The 18,295-nt window shown below is 65.3% G+C and carries 14 protein-coding genes; 12 read left to right on the forward strand and 2 right to left on the reverse strand.

Translation table 11 applies throughout. The annotated features are described in order from the left end of the window. Positions 1 to 5 precede the first annotated feature (5 nt). The 4 genes from ddl to A0O31_RS07630 are packed head-to-tail and all read left to right on the forward strand — an operon-like array spanning position 6 to position 5,111. Positions 6 to 974, forward strand: coding sequence for a D-alanine--D-alanine ligase (gene ddl, locus A0O31_RS07615; protein WP_071677340.1), 969 nt, complete (start codon positions 6 to 8; stop codon positions 972 to 974). A gap of 50 nt (positions 975 to 1,024) precedes the next feature. Beyond that, positions 1,025 to 1,816 carry a carbohydrate deacetylase gene (locus tag A0O31_RS07620; protein ID WP_071677948.1) on the forward strand — a complete coding sequence of 264 codons (792 nt, stop codon included), beginning with the start codon at positions 1,025 to 1,027 and terminating at the stop codon, positions 1,814 to 1,816. Then, entirely contained in the window at positions 1,813 to 3,066 is a 1,254-nt protein-coding gene (locus tag A0O31_RS07625) for an MFS transporter (RefSeq protein WP_071677341.1), read from the forward strand. Before A0O31_RS07620 ends, A0O31_RS07625 begins: the two co-directional genes overlap by 4 nt. After that, positions 3,063 to 5,111, forward strand: a complete 2,049-nt coding sequence (locus A0O31_RS07630) for a glycoside hydrolase family 2 TIM barrel-domain containing protein (protein ID WP_071677342.1) — start codon at positions 3,063 to 3,065, stop codon at positions 5,109 to 5,111. The genes A0O31_RS07625 and A0O31_RS07630 overlap by 4 nt, the downstream gene beginning before the upstream one ends. A 2-nt stretch (positions 5,112 to 5,113) precedes the next feature. Here the strand turns inward: A0O31_RS07630 and A0O31_RS07635 are convergent, their stop codons facing one another. After that, a complete protein-coding gene (locus A0O31_RS07635; protein WP_071677343.1) occupies positions 5,114 to 5,887 on the reverse strand; it encodes a DeoR/GlpR family DNA-binding transcription regulator in 774 nt (257 codons plus the stop codon). Positions 5,888 to 6,005: 118 nt separating this feature from the next. Here A0O31_RS07635 and A0O31_RS07640 point away from each other — a divergent pair, with 118 nt between their 5' ends. From A0O31_RS07640 to A0O31_RS07675, 8 genes are read left to right on the forward strand one after another with little or no spacing between them, the layout of a single operon-like run. Further along, positions 6,006 to 7,277, forward strand: coding sequence for an ABC transporter substrate-binding protein (locus A0O31_RS07640; RefSeq protein WP_071677344.1), 1,272 nt, complete (start codon positions 6,006 to 6,008; stop codon positions 7,275 to 7,277). 49 nt (positions 7,278 to 7,326) lie between these two features. Further along, positions 7,327 to 8,172 (forward strand): carbohydrate ABC transporter permease, encoded by an 846-nt coding sequence (locus A0O31_RS07645; RefSeq protein ID WP_071677345.1) that lies wholly within the window; start codon positions 7,327 to 7,329, stop codon positions 8,170 to 8,172. Then, positions 8,169 to 8,999: a carbohydrate ABC transporter permease gene (locus A0O31_RS07650; RefSeq protein ID WP_071677346.1), complete on the forward strand. Its 831-nt coding sequence runs from the start codon at positions 8,169 to 8,171 to the stop codon at positions 8,997 to 8,999. The genes A0O31_RS07645 and A0O31_RS07650 overlap by 4 nt, the downstream gene beginning before the upstream one ends. Before the next feature lie 4 nt (positions 9,000 to 9,003). Beyond that, positions 9,004 to 10,941: a beta-galactosidase gene (locus A0O31_RS07655; RefSeq protein WP_071677347.1), complete on the forward strand. Its 1,938-nt coding sequence runs from the start codon at positions 9,004 to 9,006 to the stop codon at positions 10,939 to 10,941. A 3-nt stretch (positions 10,942 to 10,944) separates the two neighbouring features. Then, a complete protein-coding gene (locus tag A0O31_RS07660) occupies positions 10,945 to 12,375 on the forward strand; it encodes a glycoside hydrolase family 36 protein (RefSeq protein WP_071677348.1) in 1,431 nt (476 codons plus the stop codon). Beyond that, positions 12,359 to 13,405 carry a galactose-1-phosphate uridylyltransferase gene (galT, locus tag A0O31_RS07665; protein ID WP_071677349.1) on the forward strand — a complete coding sequence of 349 codons (1,047 nt, stop codon included), beginning with the start codon at positions 12,359 to 12,361 and terminating at the stop codon, positions 13,403 to 13,405. The genes A0O31_RS07660 and galT overlap by 17 nt, the downstream gene beginning before the upstream one ends. Further along, on the forward strand, positions 13,402 to 14,889 hold the full coding sequence (gene glpK / locus A0O31_RS07670) for a glycerol kinase GlpK (protein WP_071677350.1): 1,488 nt from the start codon (positions 13,402 to 13,404) through the stop codon (positions 14,887 to 14,889). The genes galT and glpK overlap by 4 nt, the downstream gene beginning before the upstream one ends. Then, entirely contained in the window at positions 14,890 to 16,425 is a 1,536-nt protein-coding gene (locus A0O31_RS07675; RefSeq protein WP_071677351.1) for a glycerol-3-phosphate dehydrogenase/oxidase, read from the forward strand. Here the strand turns inward: A0O31_RS07675 and ftsH are convergent. Beyond that, a complete protein-coding gene (ftsH, locus tag A0O31_RS07680) occupies positions 16,422 to 18,269 on the reverse strand; it encodes an ATP-dependent zinc metalloprotease FtsH (protein WP_071677949.1) in 1,848 nt (615 codons plus the stop codon). The two genes, A0O31_RS07675 and ftsH, sit on opposite strands and share 4 nt — an antisense overlap. Positions 18,270 to 18,295: the final 26 nt, after the last annotated feature.

An 18,295-nucleotide genomic window follows, 5' to 3' on the forward strand; every position in this document is an offset into this window, starting at 1 on the left:
GGGGTATGGCCGAGCCCACCGTTTTGCTCCTCGCCGGGGGCCAAAGCCCCGAGCACGAGGTTTCCCTGCTTTCCGCCGAGGGCGTCCTTCGCCACATGCCCTTTCCCACGGAGCTTGCGGTCATCGCCAAGGATGGGCGCTGGCTTTTGGGGGAAGAGGCGGAGGCGGCCCTTAAGGCTGGGGTAGCCCCTTTGGGCCGCCTCCCCTTCCCGCCTTCCCTAGACTGGGACCGGTACCAGGTGGTCTTTCCCCTCCTCCACGGCCGCTTTGGGGAGGACGGGACGGTGCAGGGCTTTTTGGAGCTCTTGGGCAAGCCCTATGTGGGGGCGGGGGTGGCGGCGAGTGCCCTTTGTATGGACAAGGACCTCTCCAAGCGGGTCCTGGCCCAGGCGGGCATTCCCGTGGTTCCCTGGGTGGCCCTTTACCGGGGGGAGAGGCCTTTTATTCCCTTTGAACCGCCCTTTTTCGTGAAACCCGCCAACACCGGCTCCAGCATCGGCATCACCCGGGTGGAGGACTACGCCCACCTGGAAGCGGCCTTGGCGGAGGCCTTCCGCCATGATGTCAAGGCGGTGGTGGAAAAGGCCCTGGAAGGGGTGCGGGAGCTGGAGGTGGGCGTTTTGGGGAACATCCTGGGTGAGGCGAGCCCCGTGGGCGAGGTGCGCTACCAGGCCCCCTTTTACGACTACGAGACCAAGTACACCCCGGGCCGGGCGGAGCTTTTGATTCCAGCGCCCATAGACCCGGGTACCCAAGAGACCGTGCAGGAGCTGGCCCTAAAGGCCTACCGCCTCCTCGGGATCCGGGGCATGGCCCGGGTGGACTTCTTCCTGGCGGATGGGGAGCTTTACCTGAACGAGGTGAACACCATTCCCGGCTTCACCCCCACCAGCATGTATCCCCGGCTCTTTGCGGCGGGCGGGCTGCCCTACCCCGAGCTCCTCAGGCGGCTGGTGGAGCTGGCGTTGGCGTAGGCCTGGGCCCCCTTTCCTGTAAGCTGAGGGCATAAGGAAAGGGGGTGTTTGTGGAATTTTTGGAGCGGCTCGGCCTAAAGGGGCGGCGGGTTCTCCTTTTGCACCACGATGACCTGGGGCTAACCCACGCCCAGAACGCTGCCTTTTTCGCCCTGGGCCTGCCCACGGGGAGCGTCATGGTCCCGGGGGCCTGGGCCTCCCAGGTGCGGGGTGTGGACCTAGGGGTTCACCTCACCCTCACCAGCGAGTGGGCCGCACCCCGCCTCCGCCCCCTGACGGGAGGGGAGAGCCTTAAGGACGAGGGCGGCTACTTTCCGGCCACCCTCGAGGACCTCTGGCGGCGGGCCCGGGCAGAGGAGGTGGAAAAAGAGCTTCGGGCGCAGATTGAAGCGGCCAAGAGACTCTTTTCCCCCACCCACCTGGATAGCCACCAAGGGGCGGTGCTCCGGCCCGACCTGGCGGAGATCTACCTGCGCCTGGCCGAGGCGTATGGCCTGGTGCCCTTGGTGCCGGATGGCCTGGAGGGTTTGGGGGTACCTGAGGCCTTCCTTCCCGAGCTGGAGCGGCTTTTGGTGGAAGCCCCCTACCCCAAGGTGCGCTTCCTGGACCCCTACGGCGGCCCGCCCGAGGAGCGGCTTGGCTTTTACCTGAACCTGGCCCACCTGCCTCCCGGGCTTTACTACCTGGTCCACCACAGCGCCCTTCCCACCCCCGAAGGCCGGGCCCTCCCCGACTGGCCTAGCCGGGAGGCGGACTATTTCGCCCTTTCCCACCCCGAGGTGCGGCGGGTCCTGGCGGAGTTTCATCCCCTGACCTGGAAAGCGGTGCGGGAGGCCTTATGAAGCCTTGGCGCTACGCAGCGGGACAGCTTGGCCTTACCCTGGTTTCCGAGAGCTTCGGCACCTATTTGGCCTTCTTTTACCTGGAGCGGCTTGGGCTTTCCGCCGCCTTCTACGCCCTGGCCCGGGGGGTGTACGCCCTTTGGGACGCCCTCAATGACCCCCTCTTTGGCCACCTTTCCGATAGGACCAAGACCCCCTGGGGCCGGCGGCGTCCTTGGCTTTGGGTGGGCGTTCCCCTCTTCCTGTTGGCCTACCTCCTGGTCTTTTGGGTGCCGGACTGGGCCAAAAGCCCCGGCGTGCTCCCCTACTACTTCGCCTTGGCCATCTTCCTCTATGAAACCCTAGCCACCGTGGTTTGGACCAACTACGGGGCGCTTTTCCCCGAGGTGTTTCGGGGCTTGGGCGAGCGGGCCCAGGCCGCCGCCTGGAAGCGCGGGACGGAGCTTTTCGGCCTCATCTTCGGTATCGCCCTCGCTCCCGTGGTCTACGCCCAGGTGGGCTTTGGGGGGATGGCCCTCCTCTTTGCCCTCCTGGCCGCGATCGCCTTTACTCTTTTCCTGAGGGGTGTGGAGGAAGACCCGAAGGCGGGGAGTTCCCTCGGGCTTTGGGCCTCGTTCCGCCTGGTTCTGGGGAATCGGGCCTTCTGGGTGGCGGCCTTGGTGGGCCTCCTCTTTGAGTTCGGGCGCACGGTGATCCAGACGGGGATGGCCTTTTACGCCAAGCACAGCCTGGGCCTGCCCGAGGCGGCCACCAGCCTCCTCTTCGCCGCCGTCTTCCTGGTGGCCTTGCCCTCGGTCTTCCTTTGGGGCGTAATGGCTAGGCGGCTAGGGGGGAAGCGGGCCTGGCGGCTCGCCCATTTGGTCATGGGGTTGGCCGCCCTGTTCCTTTTCCTGCCCCAGGGGTTAGGGTCGGCCCTCCTGGTGGGGGCCCTGGTGGGGGTGGGCTTCGCCGGGGTGCGGGTCACGGGGGAGGTGGTCATGGCCAAGGTGATTGACCTGGACGCCGAGCGCACCGGCACCCGGCGGGAAGGGGCCTACTACAGCCTGGTGGGCCTTCTGGGGCGGGCCTCGGGGGCCTTGGTGGGCCTGGCCTTCGCCCTCCTGGGCCCCCTTTTCGGCTACGTGAGCGGGGAGAACCCGGGGCCGAACCCGGGTCTGGCGTTCCGGTTTTTGGTTTCCGTGATCCCAGGGGTGGCTATCCTCCTCGCCTACCTTCTCGCTGCCCTTTTTCCCCACGAGGTGCGGGAATGAGGCTAAAAAGCGCCCTTTTCTTGGCCCACCCTGCGGGCGAACCGGAAGCGCTGCCCGAAGAAGGCTGGCGGGAGGTGGCCCTGCCCCACCAGTGGACCCTCGAGGGCCTGGAGGCGGAGGTGGGCTGGTACCGCCTTACCCTACCCGAGGGGGGTCCACGGAGGTTTCTGCGTTCCTTGGGCGACTACTACCAGGAGGCCTGGCTGGAAGGCCGCTTCTTGGGGCGGCACGAGGGCTACTTTTTCCCCTGGCTTTTGGAGCTTCCCCCGGGGAAGGAGCTCTACCTGCGGGTTTCCGCCCCCAAAGAGCCCTTAGGCCAGTGGCCCCGCTTTAAGCGGCAGATCAAGGGGGTTTTGGGCCAGCACGACTGCCGGCCTGGGGGGGTTAGCCCACGGGGGCAGGAGCGGGGCACGGGGGGGCTATGGGGTGGGGTGGAGGTGGTGTTCCGGGAGGAGGTGGCCCTCCTCCACCTCACCCACCGGCTTCACCCCAGGCCCGGGGGGTGGCGGCTCCTGGTGCGGCTTCTTCTGGATGCCCCGAGGCCTTTTGCGGAGCGGGTTTTGCTCCGCCTTTCCCCGGAGAACTTCCCCGGGGAGGCGTGGACCCAAGAGGTGGGCCTGCGGGGGGATGCGGGGCGGGGGTACCGGGAGGTGGTGTGGGACCTGCCGGAGATGCCCCTTTGGGAGGTGTGGGAGCGGGGCTTTCCCCACCTTTTTCGCCTCGAGGCCGAACTGGCCCAGGCCCGGGTTTCCGCACCCTTGGGTTTCCGCACCGTGGCTTGGGATGAGGAGGGCTGGCTCCTCTTGAACGGGAGGCGCCTTTTCCTGCGGGGCACCAACCACATCCCCACCCAGTGGCTTGCCGCCTACTCCCAGGCCTTGGCGGAGAAGGACGTGGCCCTGTTGAAGGAAGCAGGGCTCAATGCGGTTCGCGTCCACGCCCACCTCACCCATCCGGTCTTTTACGAGGTGTGTGACCGGGAAGGGGTTTTGGTCTGGCAGGACTTTCCCTTGCAGTGGGGCTATGCCCCGGACGAGGCCTTCGCCGAGGAGGCGGTGCGCCAGGTGCGGGCCATGGTGGAACACTACGGGGCGCATCCTTCCATCTACCTTTGGTGTGCCCAAAACGAGCCCACCCATAACCGCCACGCCTTGGGACCCCTTTTGGCGGCGGAGCTTCGGGCCCAGGACCCAAGCCGCTTGGTGAAGGAGGCCTCCGATTTCCGGGAGCACCCTTACCCCGGGTGGTACTGGGGGCACTTTAGGGACTTCTTGGCCCTGCCAGGGGCCCCGTTGCCCTCGGAGTTTGGAGCCCAGGCCCTTCCCCGGGCGGAGCTGTTGCGCCGGGTCTTGGGGGAGGCTGCCTGGCCTCCCAAGTGGGAGGTGTGGGCGTACCACAACTTCCAGCCCCACGAAACCTTCCGGGTGGCGGGGGTGGAGATGGGGACATCTTTGGAAAGTTTTGTGGAGAACTCCCAGGCTTACCAAGCCCGGCTCCTTTCCTTCGCCATCCACGTCTACCGCCGGGCCAAGGGAAAGGTGGTGGGCTACTTCCAGTTCCTCTTCGCCGAGCCTTGGGAGGGGATTACCTGGGCGGTCTTGGACGTGGAGCGCATCCCCAAGAAGGGATTTCACGCCCTAAAGGAGGCGAGTAGCCCCGTTCTCCTTTCCCTGGTGCCCTACCGGGAGCGGCTAGAGGTGGGCGGCGTGCCGTTGTGGGAGGCGTGGCTGGTGAACGACCTGGAGCGCCCTTTAACCCTGCGGGTGGCCCTGGCCCTGGAGGGCCCGGTGGCTTTGCCCCTTTGGGAGGGCGAGGTGGCGGTGGCGGGGGGAGAGGTGCGGCGGTTTTTCAGCCTGGGGGAGCTTTGGGAAAGCCCCTGGGAAGCGCAAGAGCGCCTCATGAGGGTGGCCGAAGCCCTGCGCAGGCTTCCTCCAGGGAGGTACCGCCTGGTGGGGGAGGCCTGGGAGGGGGAAAGGCTTTGGTCGCGGCAGGTGGTGGAACTGGTCTACTTGGAACCCTTGGTGCCGCCTGGAGAGGCTTGGTAGGGCTAGGCGATTTCCACCTGTAGCCCGGCTTGGCGAAGGCTTTCCAAGGTTTCCTTTCCTGCTTTGCGGTCTGTGATGAGGGCGGTGGCGGCCTCGAGGGGAGCGATGCGCGCGGCAGCCACTTGGAGGAGCTTGGAGTGGTCCGCCAGAAAGTACACTTCCCTCGCAGCCCGCACCATGGCCTTCTTTACCTCTGCTTCCTCCAGGTTGGTGTTGGTGAAGCCCCGCTCGGGGTGGACGCCGTTGCACCCCAGAAAGGCTTTGTCGGCGTTCAATTCTTCCAAGAGCAGGGTGCCGAATGGGTTGACAAGGGAATGTTGTAGGGGTCTGAGCCTTCCTCCGGTGACGATGACCGTGATGCCTGGATGACTCTCCAGAAGCAGGGCGATGTTGAGGGCGCTTGTGATGACCACCACGTCCCGCAGGTTGGGGGAAAGGGCCTTGGCCATTTCCGTGGTGGTGGACCCTACGTCCAGGAGGATGACGTCCCCGTCTTTTACCAGGCTTGCCGCCTTTTTGCCAATGGCTTCCTTTTCCCGGGCGTGAAGGGTCCGGGTGATCTCTAGGGGAAGCTCGGCACGGCGGGCTTCCCAGAGGACCGCTCCGCCCCGAAGCCGCCTAAGACGGCCGCTTCGCTCCAGGGCGTCCAGGTCCGCCCGGACGGTAACCTGGGAAACTCCTAAAAGCTTGGCCAGCTCCGCCACGCGTACCTGCCCCTTTTCCTTGAGAAGGTCTAGGATCTTCGCCCGACGGGCTTCGGCCTCGAGGGTGGGCATAGGCATATTTTGGCAAATTTCGTTAGCTTACGTAGTATATTTGAAGGTCACACTTGACAAAAAAACGTAGCCAATAGTAGGGTAAGAACACCCCCCCTAGGGGTGAAAAGGAGGTGCCATGAGGGCAAGGTTAGTGGCGTTGGCGACCCTTTTGGGGTTGGCTCTAGCGCAGAACCCTTCGTTGCGGGGCGAGATCACCGTATGGAGCTGGGACATTGCCGCCAAAGCCTTGGAGGCTACCATTCCGAGCTTCAACAAGCTTTACCCCAACGTGAAGGTGAGGGTAGTGGACCTGGGCAACCAGCAGGTTTTTGACCGGGGTCTGGCGGGGTGTGCCGCTGGCGGGGTGGATCTGCCCGACGTTTATTCCGTGGAGAACAACGAGGCCGAGGTGTTCTGGAGCCGTTTCCCTAACTGCTTTGCGGACCTGGCTGGGCTCGGCGCGGCTGCCTTGCGGAGGGATTTTCCGGAGTTCAAGTGGACCGAGCTCACCGTGGGGAATCGGATCTACGCCATCCCCTGGGATTCCGGGCCAGTGGTCATCTTCTATCGCCGGGATCTTTACCAGCAAGCAGGGATTGATCCCAACAGGATAGAGACGTGGGATGACTTCCTTGCGGCCGGTAGGCGGATGCTCCAGGCCACGGGAGGCCGGGTGAAGATGGGCACCATTGCCAACGGCCAGGACGACGAGTGGTTCCGCATGTTGGCCAACCAGAACGGTTGCTTCTACTTCAACAACCAGGGCAACGCCGTCACGGTGAATCAGCCGGGATGCGTGCGCGCTTTGGATACCATCAAGAAGCTTGTGGACGCAGGGGTAGTGGCCTTTGGGGGCTGGAACGAGCAAATCCAGTACATCAAGGCCGGAACCGTGGCCAGTGCCATGTTCGGTGGTTGGTACGAAGGAACCATCCGCACGAACGCTCCCGATCAGAGCGGAAAGTGGGGCGTTTACCTGATGCCGGCTGCCACCAAGGGTGGGGTGCGGGCAGCCAACCTGGGCGGTTCTGCGTTAGCCATTCCCGCATCCAGCCGGAATAAAGAGGCAGCGTGGGCGTTTGTCAGGCACGCTTTGGCCACCACAGAGGGCCAGATAACCATGCTCAGGGAGTACGGTCTGGTTCCTTCCTACCTTCCAGCGTTGAACGATCCTTACGTTAAGCAACCCCAGCCCTACTGGGGCAACCAACCCATCTGGCAATCAATCTTAGGGACCCTTGGAAAAATCCCACCGGCGCGGGGTACGCAGTACTTCCAGGAAGCGCGGCAGATCATGACCGCCATCCAGGCGGACTTCCTGGCGGGGAAGTACAGGACGGCTAAGGAGGCTTTGGACGAGGCGGCCAGGCAGATTAGCCGGGCCACGGGACTGCCCATCGCCCGATAGGGGCCGAACGGGGGCTATGGCCTCGGGCCATGGCCCCCTTTTCTAAGCCATGAGGATCGCCCCCTTTCTTTTTCTGACCCCTTATGCCCTTCTCTTTGCGGTTTTCTGGGCTTGGCCCATCGCTTACTCCTTGTATCTCTCCTTTTTGAACACCCGGGTTTATCCTTGGCGCCTCGAGGTGGGTGTCAACTGGGGGCGTCTCCTGCAAGACCCCTTCTTCTGGACCGCCCTCAAGAACACCCTCTTCATCCTTCTCGTACAAGTGCCTTTGATGCTGGCCTTAGCCCTTCTTCTCGCCTTGGCCTTGAACTCAGCCCTCTTGCGTGCCAAGGGTTTCTTCCGCTTTGCCTTTTTCGCCCCTGTGGTGGTGGGGGCGGTGGCGTATTCTGCGGTTTTTCGCCTCCTTTTCAACACGGAGTTTGGAGCGGTGAACGCCCTTCTCCGGACGTTAGGGCATCCAGGGTATGACTGGCTCTATGCCCCCGGGCCGGCCATGGCTGTGATTATCATTGCCCTGACCTGGCGTTGGACAGGGTACAACGCCATTATCCTCTTGGCGGGGTTACAGAGCATTCCTAAGGAACTCTACGAGGCGGCTGCGCTGGATGGGGCGGGTCCTTGGCAGAGGTTTTGGCACGTGACCCTACCTGGCATACGGCCGGTCCTTCTCTTTGCCCTGGTCCTTTCCATCATCGGCACCCTTCAGCTTTTCACTGAGCCTTTCCTCATCACAGGCGGGGGGCCTGGCAACGCCACCATGACCTTGGGCGTGTACCTGTACCAGCAGGGCTTTCGGAGCTTTAACTTCGGCTACGCTTCGGCCATCGCTTACACGGTGGCCCTCTTGGCGGCGCTTTTCTCCTTTTTGCAGATGCGCCTATGGAGGGAGCGATGAGCAAGCAGCGTTTTTGGCTCGCCTTGGTCCTCCACGTTGGGCTTTTGCCCTTAGCCCTTTTGTGGCTGGCGCCGCTGTGGCTCATGGTGGTGTTTGCTACCCATCCCGAAGAGGAGATCTTTCGTATACCCACGCCGCTCCTTCCGGGAGGGGCCTTCGGGCAGAACTTGGCCAACCTGCAGGCAGATACCAATTTCCTGCGGGCGCTTTTAAACAGTGTGGTGGTGTCTGGGCTTTACACCCTAGGGGGACTTTTGCTTAGTGCCATGGCGGGGTATGCCCTTGCCGTGTACCAATTCCGGTTTAAAGCCCTGGTGTTCTCCTTTATCGTGGCCACGCTCACCATTCCCTACTTTGTGGTGGTCATTCCCCAATACATCTTGGTGGCCAGGGACCTGAAGCTCACTAACACCTTCTGGGGCGTTATCCTGCCCTTTTTGGCCAACGCTTTGGGGGTTTTTTACATGCGCCAGGTTTTCCTTTCCCTTCCTTCTTCCCTCCTGGACGCCGCCCGCGTGGATGGGGCGGGGGAGGTGCGCATCTTCTTCCAGATCGCCTTGCCCCTGGTGCGCCCTGCCTTGGCGGCGCTGGCCCTCATCCTTTTCCTAAATGCCTGGAACGATTACCTTTGGCCCCTTCTGGTGCTTTCGCAAAAGGAGATGTATACCGCCCCGGTGGCCTTGGGTACGCTCATCGGGCTTACCCGAGTTTCCTGGGGAGGCATCATGGTGGGTTCGGCCTTGATGACGGTACCCTTTTTGTTGCTTTTCCTCTTTTTACAGCGTTATTTCGTGGCGGGCATAACCGCGGGTGCGGTAAAGGAGTAAGGCTATGCTAGGTGTTTGCTACTACCCCGAACACTGGCCTAGGGAGCGTTGGTCTGAAGATGCTAGGCGGATGCGCGAGCTTGGGCTTGCCTACGTGCGGGTGGGGGAGTTTGCCTGGGCCCTTTTGGAGCCGGAGCCTGGCCGTCTGGACTGGGCCTGGCTGGACGAGGCGGTGGCGGTCTTGGCCCAGGCGGGACTAAAGGTGGTCCTGGGCACGCCCACGGCCACGCCGCCCAAGTGGCTGGTGGACCGTTACCCCGAGATCCTGCCTGTGGACAGGGAGGGGCGTAGGCGCCGCTTTGGAGGGAGGCGCCACTACTGCTTCAGTAGCCCCGTTTACCACGAGGAAACGCGCCGCATCGTCACGCTTTTAGGAGAACGCTACGGTAAGCACCCCGCAGTGGCGGGATTTCAAACGGACAACGAGTACGGCTGCCACGGCACGGTGCGCTGCTACTGCGAGCGCTGCCAAGATGCCTTCAGGAAGTGGCTTGAGGAGCGCTACGGGAGCATAGATGTCCTCAACGAGGCCTGGGGGACCGTTTTTTGGAGCCAACGCTACCGTACCTTCCAAGAGGTAGAACTCCCTAATCTCACCGTGGCTGAGGCCAACCCGAGTCACCTTCTGGACTACTATCGTTTTGCCTCGGAGCAGGTACGGCGTTACAACCGCCTCCAGGTGGAAATCCTTCGGGCGCACGCCCCGGGTAAGTTCGTCACGCACAATTTCATGGGTTTCTTCACGGACCTAAATCCTTTCCCCTTGGGAGAGGACTTGGACTTTGCGAGTTGGGACAGCTATCCCTTGGGCTTCACCGACCTCATGCCCCTTCCGGAGGAGGAAAAGCTTCGCTACGCCCGGACGGGCCACCCGGACGTGGCGGCTTTCCATCACGACCTTTACCGCGCGGTGGGACGGGGACGGTTTTGGGTGATGGAGCAGCAACCGGGCCCGGTGAACTGGGCACCCCACAACCCCAATCCCGCTCCGGGCATGGTGCGCCTTTGGACCTGGGAGGCTTTGGCGCACGGGGCGGAGGTGGTTTCCTACTTCCGGTGGCGGCAGGTGCCCTTTGCCCAAGAACAGATGCACGCCGGTTTGCACCGGCCGGACTATGCCCCAGATGCGGCTTTCTTTGAGGTGCAACGGGTGGTGGAGGAGCTGGGCGCGCTTTCCTTACCCCCTCCCGGGCAGGCCCCTGTGGCCTTGGTCTATGATCCCGAAGCCCCTTGGGTTTACGAGGTCCAGCCCCATGGGGCTGAGTGGAACTACCTGGCCTTGGTGTTTCTCTTCTACAGCGTAGCCAGGCGGCTCGGATTGGACGTGGATATCGTTCCACCGGGGGCTGCTTTGCAGGGGTACCGGCTGGTGTTGGTGCCGAGCCTGCCCATTGTGCGGGAGAAGGCTCTGAATGCCTTTAGGGAAGCCGATGGTATCGTGCTTTTTGGTCCAAGGAGTGGCAGTAAAAACGAGAACTTCCATATTCCTCAAGGGCTCCCTCCAGGGCCTTTGCAGGCCTTGCTTCCGCTGAAGGTGGTGCGGGTGGAAAGCTTGCCGCCGGGTTTGCGGGAAGAGGTAGAGGGACCTTGGGGCCGGTTTTCTTCGGGCCTGTGGCGGGAGTGGGTGGAAACGGATCTAAGCCCCCTGTTGCGTTTTGCGGATGGTTTAGGGGCTTTGTTCCGGGCGGGCCGCTACCTGTACCTTGCTGCTTGGCCTAGCCCGGAGCTCCTTGGTGCTCTGTTGGTAGGCTTGGCCCAGGAAGGAGGGCTTTCGCCAAAGCCCTTGCCCTCAGGGCTCCGCTTGCGGTGGAGGGGCCACTTGGTTTTTGCCTTTAACTATGGCCCCGAAGAGGTGGTTCTTCCCGTTCCTTCGGGGGTGCGCTTCCGCTTGGGAGGCCCTAGGCTTTCCCCGTACGAGGTGGCGGTTTGGGAGGAGGGTTAAGGGATGCGGGTAAAGGTGGGGAGCCTCGAGGTGGCCCTGGAAGCGGAGGAGGTGAAAGCGGCCCCAGGTGGGCTGTACCTCAAGGGCAGGGAGGTACGGGTTTATCCCCCTTTTCGGGGAGAGGCGTTCTTCCGGCACGGTTGGCAAAGCTGGAGCCTGGCTTCCTGGGTTTCGCTTTCCCAGCCGCCGGTTCCTCTTCTTCCTCCAGAACGCCAGCCCCAGGCCGATGACCCTTTCCTGCTTCGTGCCTCAGAGTGGTGGGGCAGTGGGCTCGGCGCCCTGCGCGGCCCCGAGGGCCGGGTGCTCCTGCTGGGTGCCTTGGGAGTAGGGGCCCGGGTCCTGGGCCGGCCGGATTTGCTCCTGGGCCGGATGGAGGGGGAAGAGGGTGGGTGGTTCGTGGCTTGGGGTTCTGAAGAAGAGGTGTTTCCCGCCTACGCCCGCCTCCTGCCTCGCCGCCTTTTGGGAAAGCCGCCTAGGGTCTGGTGCTCTTGGTACGCTTTTTATACGAACATAAGCGAGGTGCGCCTCCTTCAGGTTCTGGAAGAGGTGGCCAGCTATCCCTTTGAGGTCTTTCAGGTAGACGATGGTTGGCAGAGAGCTCTGGGCGACTGGGAGGCTAATGAGCGCTTTCCCCATGGCATGGCCTATCTGGCGGAGCGAATCCGGGCAAAGGGTCTGCGGCCGGGGCTTTGGCTTGCCCCTTTCTTGGTAACGGCGGATAGCCCCATTGTTCACGCCCGCCCAGAATGGCTCCTCCGGGACCGGGAGGGGCGGCCGCTTCCTGCGGGCTTCAACTGGGGGAAGCCCCTTTTGGCTTTGGATGCGGGGAAGGAAGAGGTTCTTGCCTGGGTGGAGGGCCTCATCCGGAAGGTGTGCTCCTGGGGTTATGACTACTTAAAGCTAGACTTCCTCTATGCAGCATCCCTTCCCGGGGCGGAGGGTGAGGGGCGGTATCGTGTGGCTATGGAGCGGATACGCCAGGCAGCGGGGGATGCCTACCTCCTCTTCTGTGGGGCTCCGGTTTTGGCCTCTTTGGGGTTGGCGGATGGGCTTAGGGTAGGTCCCGATGTGGCCCCCTACTGGGACAACGAGGACCGCTCCACCTGGCTCGGCGACCCCACGGGGCCCGGGCTCAGAAACGCCCTGCGCACCACCTTGCACCGGCTTTGGCTTCGGGAAAACGTTCAAGTGGATCCCGATGTGGTTTTCTTCCGCACCCGTTTTAACCTACTTTCCCCAGAGACCATGCGGCTGCAAGAGGTTTTGGCGCGTTATACCGGTTTTAAGGCCACCTCGGACCCCCCCTCTTGGCTTCTGCCGGAAGAGGAGGTGCGCTTGCGGGGTTTTTTGACCGAAGAGGGAGGAGTGGAGCGGCTCGGTCCCTACCGCTTCCGCTTCGGGGAGGAGGTTCTGGACTATGCCCCCCTTCTTTAAACGCCACCACCGCAAAGGGGACGGAAGGGAGCTCATCCTCTACGGCCTAAGCCCCTTGGAGGAGGCGCCCTTGCCGGAGGGGGAGGAGGCCTTCCACGCCGCCCCCCACCTCCGCTACCACCCCTTGCGGGGGGAGTGGGTGGTCTACGCCGCCCACCGCCAGGAGCGCACCTTCCTTCCCCCGAAGGAGCACTGCCCCCTTTGCCCAAGCCGGGAAGGGGCCTTCCCCACGGAGATCCCCTTTACCCGCTTCCAGGTGGCGGTCTTTGAGAACCGCTTCCCCGCCCTGGTTGCCAGCCCACCCCCTCCCCCCGCTGGCCTCCCCGTGCCCGCGGAGGCCGCCCGGGGCCGGTGCGAGGTGGTGGTCTACACGCCCCTCCACACGGGAAGCCTCGCCACCCTTTCCGAAGAGGAGAGGCTTCTTTTGGCCTGGGTGTGGCGGGAGCGGTACCAGGCCCTCTATAGCCTCCCGGGGGTGCGCTTCGTCATGCCCTTTGAGAACCGGGGGGAGGCGGTAGGGGTGACCCTGCACCACCCCCACGGGCAGATCTACGCCTATCCCTTTGTGCCCCCCATCTTGGAGCGGGAAAGCGCCGCCTTCCGCGAGCGGCCCGTGCTTCAGGAGCTTTTTCCCCGCCTCGAGGCCTACTGGATAGACCAGGAGGAAGGCTTCCTGGCCTTCGTTCCCCCCTTCGCCCGCTACCCCTATGAAGTTTGGCTTGCTCCCTGGGAGCGCCACCCGGGGCCCTGGACCTTTTCCGACGAGGAGATGGCGGCCTTCGCCCGGCTTCTGGGCCGGGTGGTGGCCCGGTACGATGCCCTTTTTGGCGAACCCTTTCCCTACGTGATGGCCTTCCACGCCGCCCCTTTGGGGGAGGAGCGCACCTTCCACTTCCACGTGGAGTTCTACCCCCCCAAGCGCACGCAGGACAAGCTCAAGTTCCTGGCGGGGACGGAACTTGGGGCGGGCACCTTCGTGGTGGACGCCCTGCCCGAGGAAACGGCGAAGCGGCTTAGGGAGGTTTTATGAAATACCTTTTAGCCCTAGACCAAGGCACCACGTCCAGCTGGGCCATTCTCTTCACCCTGGAGGGGGAGGTGGTGGCCGTGGCGCAGCGGGCCTTTGCCCAGCACTACCCCGAGCCAGGCTTGGTGGAGCACGATCCTTGGGAGATCTGGGAGAGCCAGCTTTGGGCGGCCAAGGAGGCCCTGCGCCGGGCGGGGGTGGGGCCGGAGGCGGTGCTGGCCCTGGGCATCGCCAACCAGCGGGAGACCACCCTGGTGTGGGAGAGGGATACGGGGCGGCCCCTCCACCCCGCCATCGTCTGGCAGGACCGCAGGACCGCTTCCCTTTGCGAGGCCCTGCGGGAGCGGGGGTTGGAGGGGCTTTTCCGGGCGCGCACGGGGCTCCTGCTGGACCCCTACTTCTCCGCCACCAAGCTCCTTTGGCTTTTGGAGCGCGTGCCTGGGCTAAGGGAGCGTGCGGAGAGGGGAGAGGTGTGCTTCGGCACCGTGGACACCTGGCTCCTTTGGAACCTCACGGGGGGCAGGGTCCACGCCACCGACCCCACCAACGCCAGCCGCACCCTCCTCTTCCACCTGGAAACCCTGACCTGGGACGAGGAACTCCTCCGCGTGCTAGGTATCCCGAAGGCCCTCCTCCCCGAGGTGCGGCCCTCGGACGGGGACTTTGGCGAGACCCTGCCCGGGCTTTTGGGGGCCCCTATTCCCATCCGAGGGGTCCTGGGGGACCAGCAGGCGGCCCTTCTGGGGCAGGCGGCCTTGGGGGCGGGGGAGGGGAAGTGCACCTACGGCACGGGGGCGTTCCTCCTCCTAAACACGGGGGAGCGGCCCGTCTGGGCGGAGGGGGGCCTCCTCACCACCTTGGCCTGGCACCTGGAGGGCAAGGCGGCCTACGCCCTGGAGGGAAGCGTCTTCGTGGCGGGGGCGGCGGTGGGGTGGCTTAGGGAGGTGGGCCTCCTTGGGGAAAGCCACGAGGTGGAGAGCCTAGCCCGGCAGGTGGAGGATGCGGGCGGGGTCTACTTCGTCCCCGCCTTCACGGGGCTTGGGGCCCCCCACTGGGACCCCTACGCCCGGGGGGCCATCCTGGGGCTTACCCGGGGGACAACCCGGGCCCACCTGGCCCGGGCGGCCCTGGAGGGGGTGGCCTTCTCCGTGGGGGAGGTGGCCTGGGCCATGGCGGGGGCGGCGGGGCTAGGGCTCAAGGCCCTGAAGGCGGACGGGGGCATGGCGCAGAACGACCTTTTCCTGGAGATCCAGGCGGACCTTCTGGGGGTGCCGGTGCTGAGGCCAAGGGTCACGGAGACCACCGCCCTGGGGGCGGCGTGGGCGGCGGGGATCGGGGCGGGGGCGCTTTCCCTGGGGGACCTTCCCGCCCTTTGGCGGGAAGAGGCCCGGTTCCTGCCCCGGATGCCGGAGGCGAGGCGGGAGGCCCTTTACCGGGGCTGGCGTCGGGCGGTGGAACGGGCCAAGGGCTGGGTCCAGGAGGGGTAGATGGCCGACCGGGAAGCCCTGTGGGAACGGCTGAAGGAGCCCTGGGACCTCCTCGTCCTAGGGGGAGGGGCCACGGGGGCGGGGGTCCTGTGGGAGGCGACCCTAAGGGGGCTCAAGGCGGCCTTGGTGGAGGCCAGGGACTTCGCCTCGGGGACCAGCAGCCGCTCCACCAAACTCCTCCATGGGGGGGTGCGCTACCTGGAGCTGGCCCTGAGGCGCCTGGACCGGAGGCAACTCCGCCTGGTGATGGACGCCCTCCGGGAACGCAAGGTGGTTATGGACCTGGCCCCCCACCTGGCCTACCCCCTCCCCCTCCTCACCCCCCTTTTCCGGCCCCTGGAGCTCCCCTACTACGGGACGGGCCTCCTCCTCTACGACCTCCTCTCGGGGCAAAGGCGCCTTGGGCCCACCCGCTACCTCCCCCCGAGGGGGGTGGCGGAACTTTTCCCCGATCTACCCCCCACCCTGGGGGGCATCCTCTACTGGGACGGCCAGTTCCAGGACCACCGCCTGGTCCTGGCCCTCCTCCTCTCCGCCCTAAGGCGAGGGGCCCTGGCCCTGAACCACGCCGAGGCCCACGCCTTTCTCCTGAAAGGGGGCAGGGTGGTGGGGGCGGTGGTGCGGGACCACCTCACGGGAAGGGAGGTGGAGGTCCACGCCAAGGCGGTGGTGAACGCCACGGGCCCCTTCACCGACGCTACCCGCCGCCTCCTGGACCCCCACCTGCCCCCCCTCCTCACCCCCTCCAGCGGGGCCCACCTGGTCCTGGACTACCCGCTCAGGACGGGCCTCCTCCTCCCCAGGACCCGGGACGGCCGCGTTCTCTTCCTCCTGCCCTACCGGGGAAAGGCCCTCTTGGGCACCACCGACCGGCCCGCCGAGGCCAGCTTCTGCCCCTTGCCCAAGGAGGAGGAGGTGGCCTACCTCCTGGAGGAGGTGAGGCCTTACCTGGGGGACCTCTCCCCCCATATCCGGGCGGTCTGGAGCGGCCTTAGGCCCCTGGTGGGGCGGGGGGAGACGCGGCTTTTGGTGCGGGACCACCTCATCGCCGAGGAAAGGGGGCTTTACACCCTCACGGGGGGCAAGTGGACCACCTTCCGCCTCATGGCCCAGGACCTCGTGGACCGCTTGGACCGGGACCTGGGCCTCGGGCTTCCCCCCTCCCCCTCCCACGCCACCCCCCTCCTGGGGGCTGGCCCCAAGCCCCCCTTGGACCTCCCCGAGGGGGTGGCGGAACACCTCTACCGCACCTACGGCAGGGAGGCGCAGGCGGTGGCGGCCCTGGGGGATAGGCCCCTCCTGCCCGGGCGCCCTTACCTGGAGGGGGAGGTGGTCTACGCCGTGCGGGAGGAGCTTGCCCAGAAGCCCCTGGACGTGCTCGCCCGGCGGATGGGCCTGGCCCTTTTGGACCAGGAGGCGGCGCGGGAGGCCCTGCCCCGGGTGGTGGCCCTCATGGCCCCCCTCCTGGGCTGGGACGAGGGGAGGGCCCGGGCGGAGCTGGAGGAGGCCCGGGCCGCCTTGCCCGGGCTTTGCTAAGCCTCCTCCGCCCTCTGCACCGCCTGCGTTTCCCGCAGGATGGCCCGCACCCTTTCCCCGGGGATGGTTTCCTCCCGGAGGAGCTCTTCCGCCAGGCGGTGCATGGCCTCGGCGTGGGCCAGGAGGACCTCGCGGGCCCGGGCGTAGGCCTCGTCCAGGATTTTGCGGATGTCCTGGTCAATGAGGCGGGCGGTCTCCTCGGAGTGGTCTTTCTTCTTGGCGATCTCCTCGCCCAGGAAGATGGGGCCGGAGTCCGAGCCCCAGGCGATGTTCTTGAAGTGCTCCCCCATGCCCCAGTCCAGGACCATGCGCTTGGCGATCTGGGTGGCCCGCTTGAAGTCGTCCTGGGCCCCGGTGGTCACGGTGCCGGTGAAAAGCTCCTCCGCCACCCGGCCCGCCATGAGGACGGAAAGCTCGTCCATGAGGTGCTCCCGGGAGACCAGGACCCGCTCTTCCGGCTTGCTCCACCGGGCCCCCAGGGCCATGCCCCGGGGGACGATGGACACCTTTTCCGTCTTGTCGGCGTGGGGCAGCACCTCGCCCACCACGGCGTGGCCCGCCTCGTGGTAGGCCACGGCCCGCTTCTCCTCGGGGGAAAGCTTGAGGGCGGGGCGTTCCAGGCCCAGGACGATCTTGTCCAGGGCCTTGAGGAAGTGTTCCTTGCGGATTTTCTTTTCCCCGTCCCGGGCGGCGAGGAGGGCCGCCTCGTTCACCAGGTTCTTGAGGTCGGCCCCGGAGAAGCCCGGGGTGAGGTGGGCGAGCTCCAGGGCGTCCACGTCCTCGGCGATGGGCTTGCCCCGCATGTGCACCAGGAGGATGTCCTTCCTCTCCTCCAAGGAGGGAAGGCCCACCACCACCTGGCGGTCAAAGCGCCCGGGGCGGAGGAGGGCGGGGTCTAGGATGTCGGGGCGGTTGGTGGCGGCGAGGACGATGACGGAGGTGTCCTTCTCAAAACCGTCCATCTCGGAAAGGATTTGGTTCAGGGTCTGCTCCCTTTCGTCGTGGCCGCCCCCGATGCCCGCTCCCCGTTTGCGGCCGATGGAGTCCAGCTCGTCAATGAAGATGATGCTGGGGGCGTTGCGGCGGGCGTCCTCAAAGAGGCTCCGCACCCGGCTCGCCCCCACCCCCACGAACATCTCCATGAACTCGCTGGCGGAGACGGAGAAGAAGGGCACCCCCGCCTCCCCCGCCACCGCCCGGGCCAGAAGGGTCTTGCCCGTGCCCGGGGGGCCCACCAGGAGGACGCCTTTGGGGATCTCCGCCCCTAGCTCTAGGTACTTCTTGGGGTTTTTGAGGAAGTCCACCACCTCCATGAGCTCGCGCTTGGCCTCCTCGTGCCCGGCCACGTCCTTGAAGGTGGTGTTCACCTTCCGCTCCTTGCCGTAGAGCTTGGCCCGGCTTTGGCCGAACTGCATCACCTGGCCCGCCCCCCCTTGGGCCCGCATGAAGAAGAACCAGAAGAAGAGGATAAGGAGGAGGGTGGGTCCCACGTAGAGGAGGAGTTGCGGCCAGAAGGAGGGCGCTTTGGTGACCACCCGGACCCCGTTTTCCTCCAGGAAGCGCAAGAGCTCGGGGTCCGCCACCTGGGCGGGGGGCAGGGGCACCTGGAAGCGGCGGGCCACCTGGGTGCCTCCTTGGGGGGTGGGGAAGCGCTCGGGTTCTTTGAGTGTGCCCAGGAGGCGGGTTTCCTCCAGGGTGACCTCGGCCACCTTGCCCTGGCGCACCAGTTCCCGGAAGCCGGTGTAGGAGAGGGTGGGGGCGGGGGGGCCGGTGAAGGCGGTGTAGGCCAGGTAGCCTAAGAGGAGCAGAAAGATTAGGGTGAAGGGGTTCAAGCGTTGCGGCAACATCTACCTCCCTTGCCCTATGGTAG

This window comes from Thermus brockianus (genome assembly GCF_001880325.1).
Taxonomy (GTDB): domain Bacteria; phylum Deinococcota; class Deinococci; order Deinococcales; family Thermaceae; genus Thermus; species Thermus brockianus.

What these genes read in the sequence shown, in the direction of transcription:
- ddl (WP_071677340.1), top strand. Translation starts at nt 6, where the DNA reads ATGGCCGAGCCCACCGTTTTGCTCCTCGCCGGGGGCCAAAGCCCCGAG.
- A0O31_RS07625 (WP_071677341.1), top strand. Translation starts at nt 1,813, where the DNA reads ATGAAGCCTTGGCGCTACGCAGCGGGACAGCTTGGCCTTACCCTGGTT.
- A0O31_RS07630 (WP_071677342.1), top strand. Translation starts at nt 3,063, where the DNA reads ATGAGGCTAAAAAGCGCCCTTTTCTTGGCCCACCCTGCGGGCGAACCG.
- A0O31_RS07635 (WP_071677343.1), bottom strand. Translation starts at nt 5,887, where the DNA reads ATGCCCACCCTCGAGGCCGAAGCCCGTCGGGCGAAGATCCTAGACCTT.
- A0O31_RS07640 (WP_071677344.1), top strand. Translation starts at nt 6,006, where the DNA reads ATGAGGGCAAGGTTAGTGGCGTTGGCGACCCTTTTGGGGTTGGCTCTA.
- A0O31_RS07645 (WP_071677345.1), top strand. Translation starts at nt 7,327, where the DNA reads ATGAGGATCGCCCCCTTTCTTTTTCTGACCCCTTATGCCCTTCTCTTT.
- A0O31_RS07650 (WP_071677346.1), top strand. Translation starts at nt 8,169, where the DNA reads ATGAGCAAGCAGCGTTTTTGGCTCGCCTTGGTCCTCCACGTTGGGCTT.
- A0O31_RS07655 (WP_071677347.1), top strand. Translation starts at nt 9,004, where the DNA reads ATGCTAGGTGTTTGCTACTACCCCGAACACTGGCCTAGGGAGCGTTGG.
- A0O31_RS07660 (WP_071677348.1), top strand. Translation starts at nt 10,945, where the DNA reads ATGCGGGTAAAGGTGGGGAGCCTCGAGGTGGCCCTGGAAGCGGAGGAG.
- galT (WP_071677349.1), top strand. Translation starts at nt 12,359, where the DNA reads ATGCCCCCCTTCTTTAAACGCCACCACCGCAAAGGGGACGGAAGGGAG.
- glpK (WP_071677350.1), top strand. Translation starts at nt 13,402, where the DNA reads ATGAAATACCTTTTAGCCCTAGACCAAGGCACCACGTCCAGCTGGGCC.
- A0O31_RS07675 (WP_071677351.1), top strand. Translation starts at nt 14,890, where the DNA reads ATGGCCGACCGGGAAGCCCTGTGGGAACGGCTGAAGGAGCCCTGGGAC.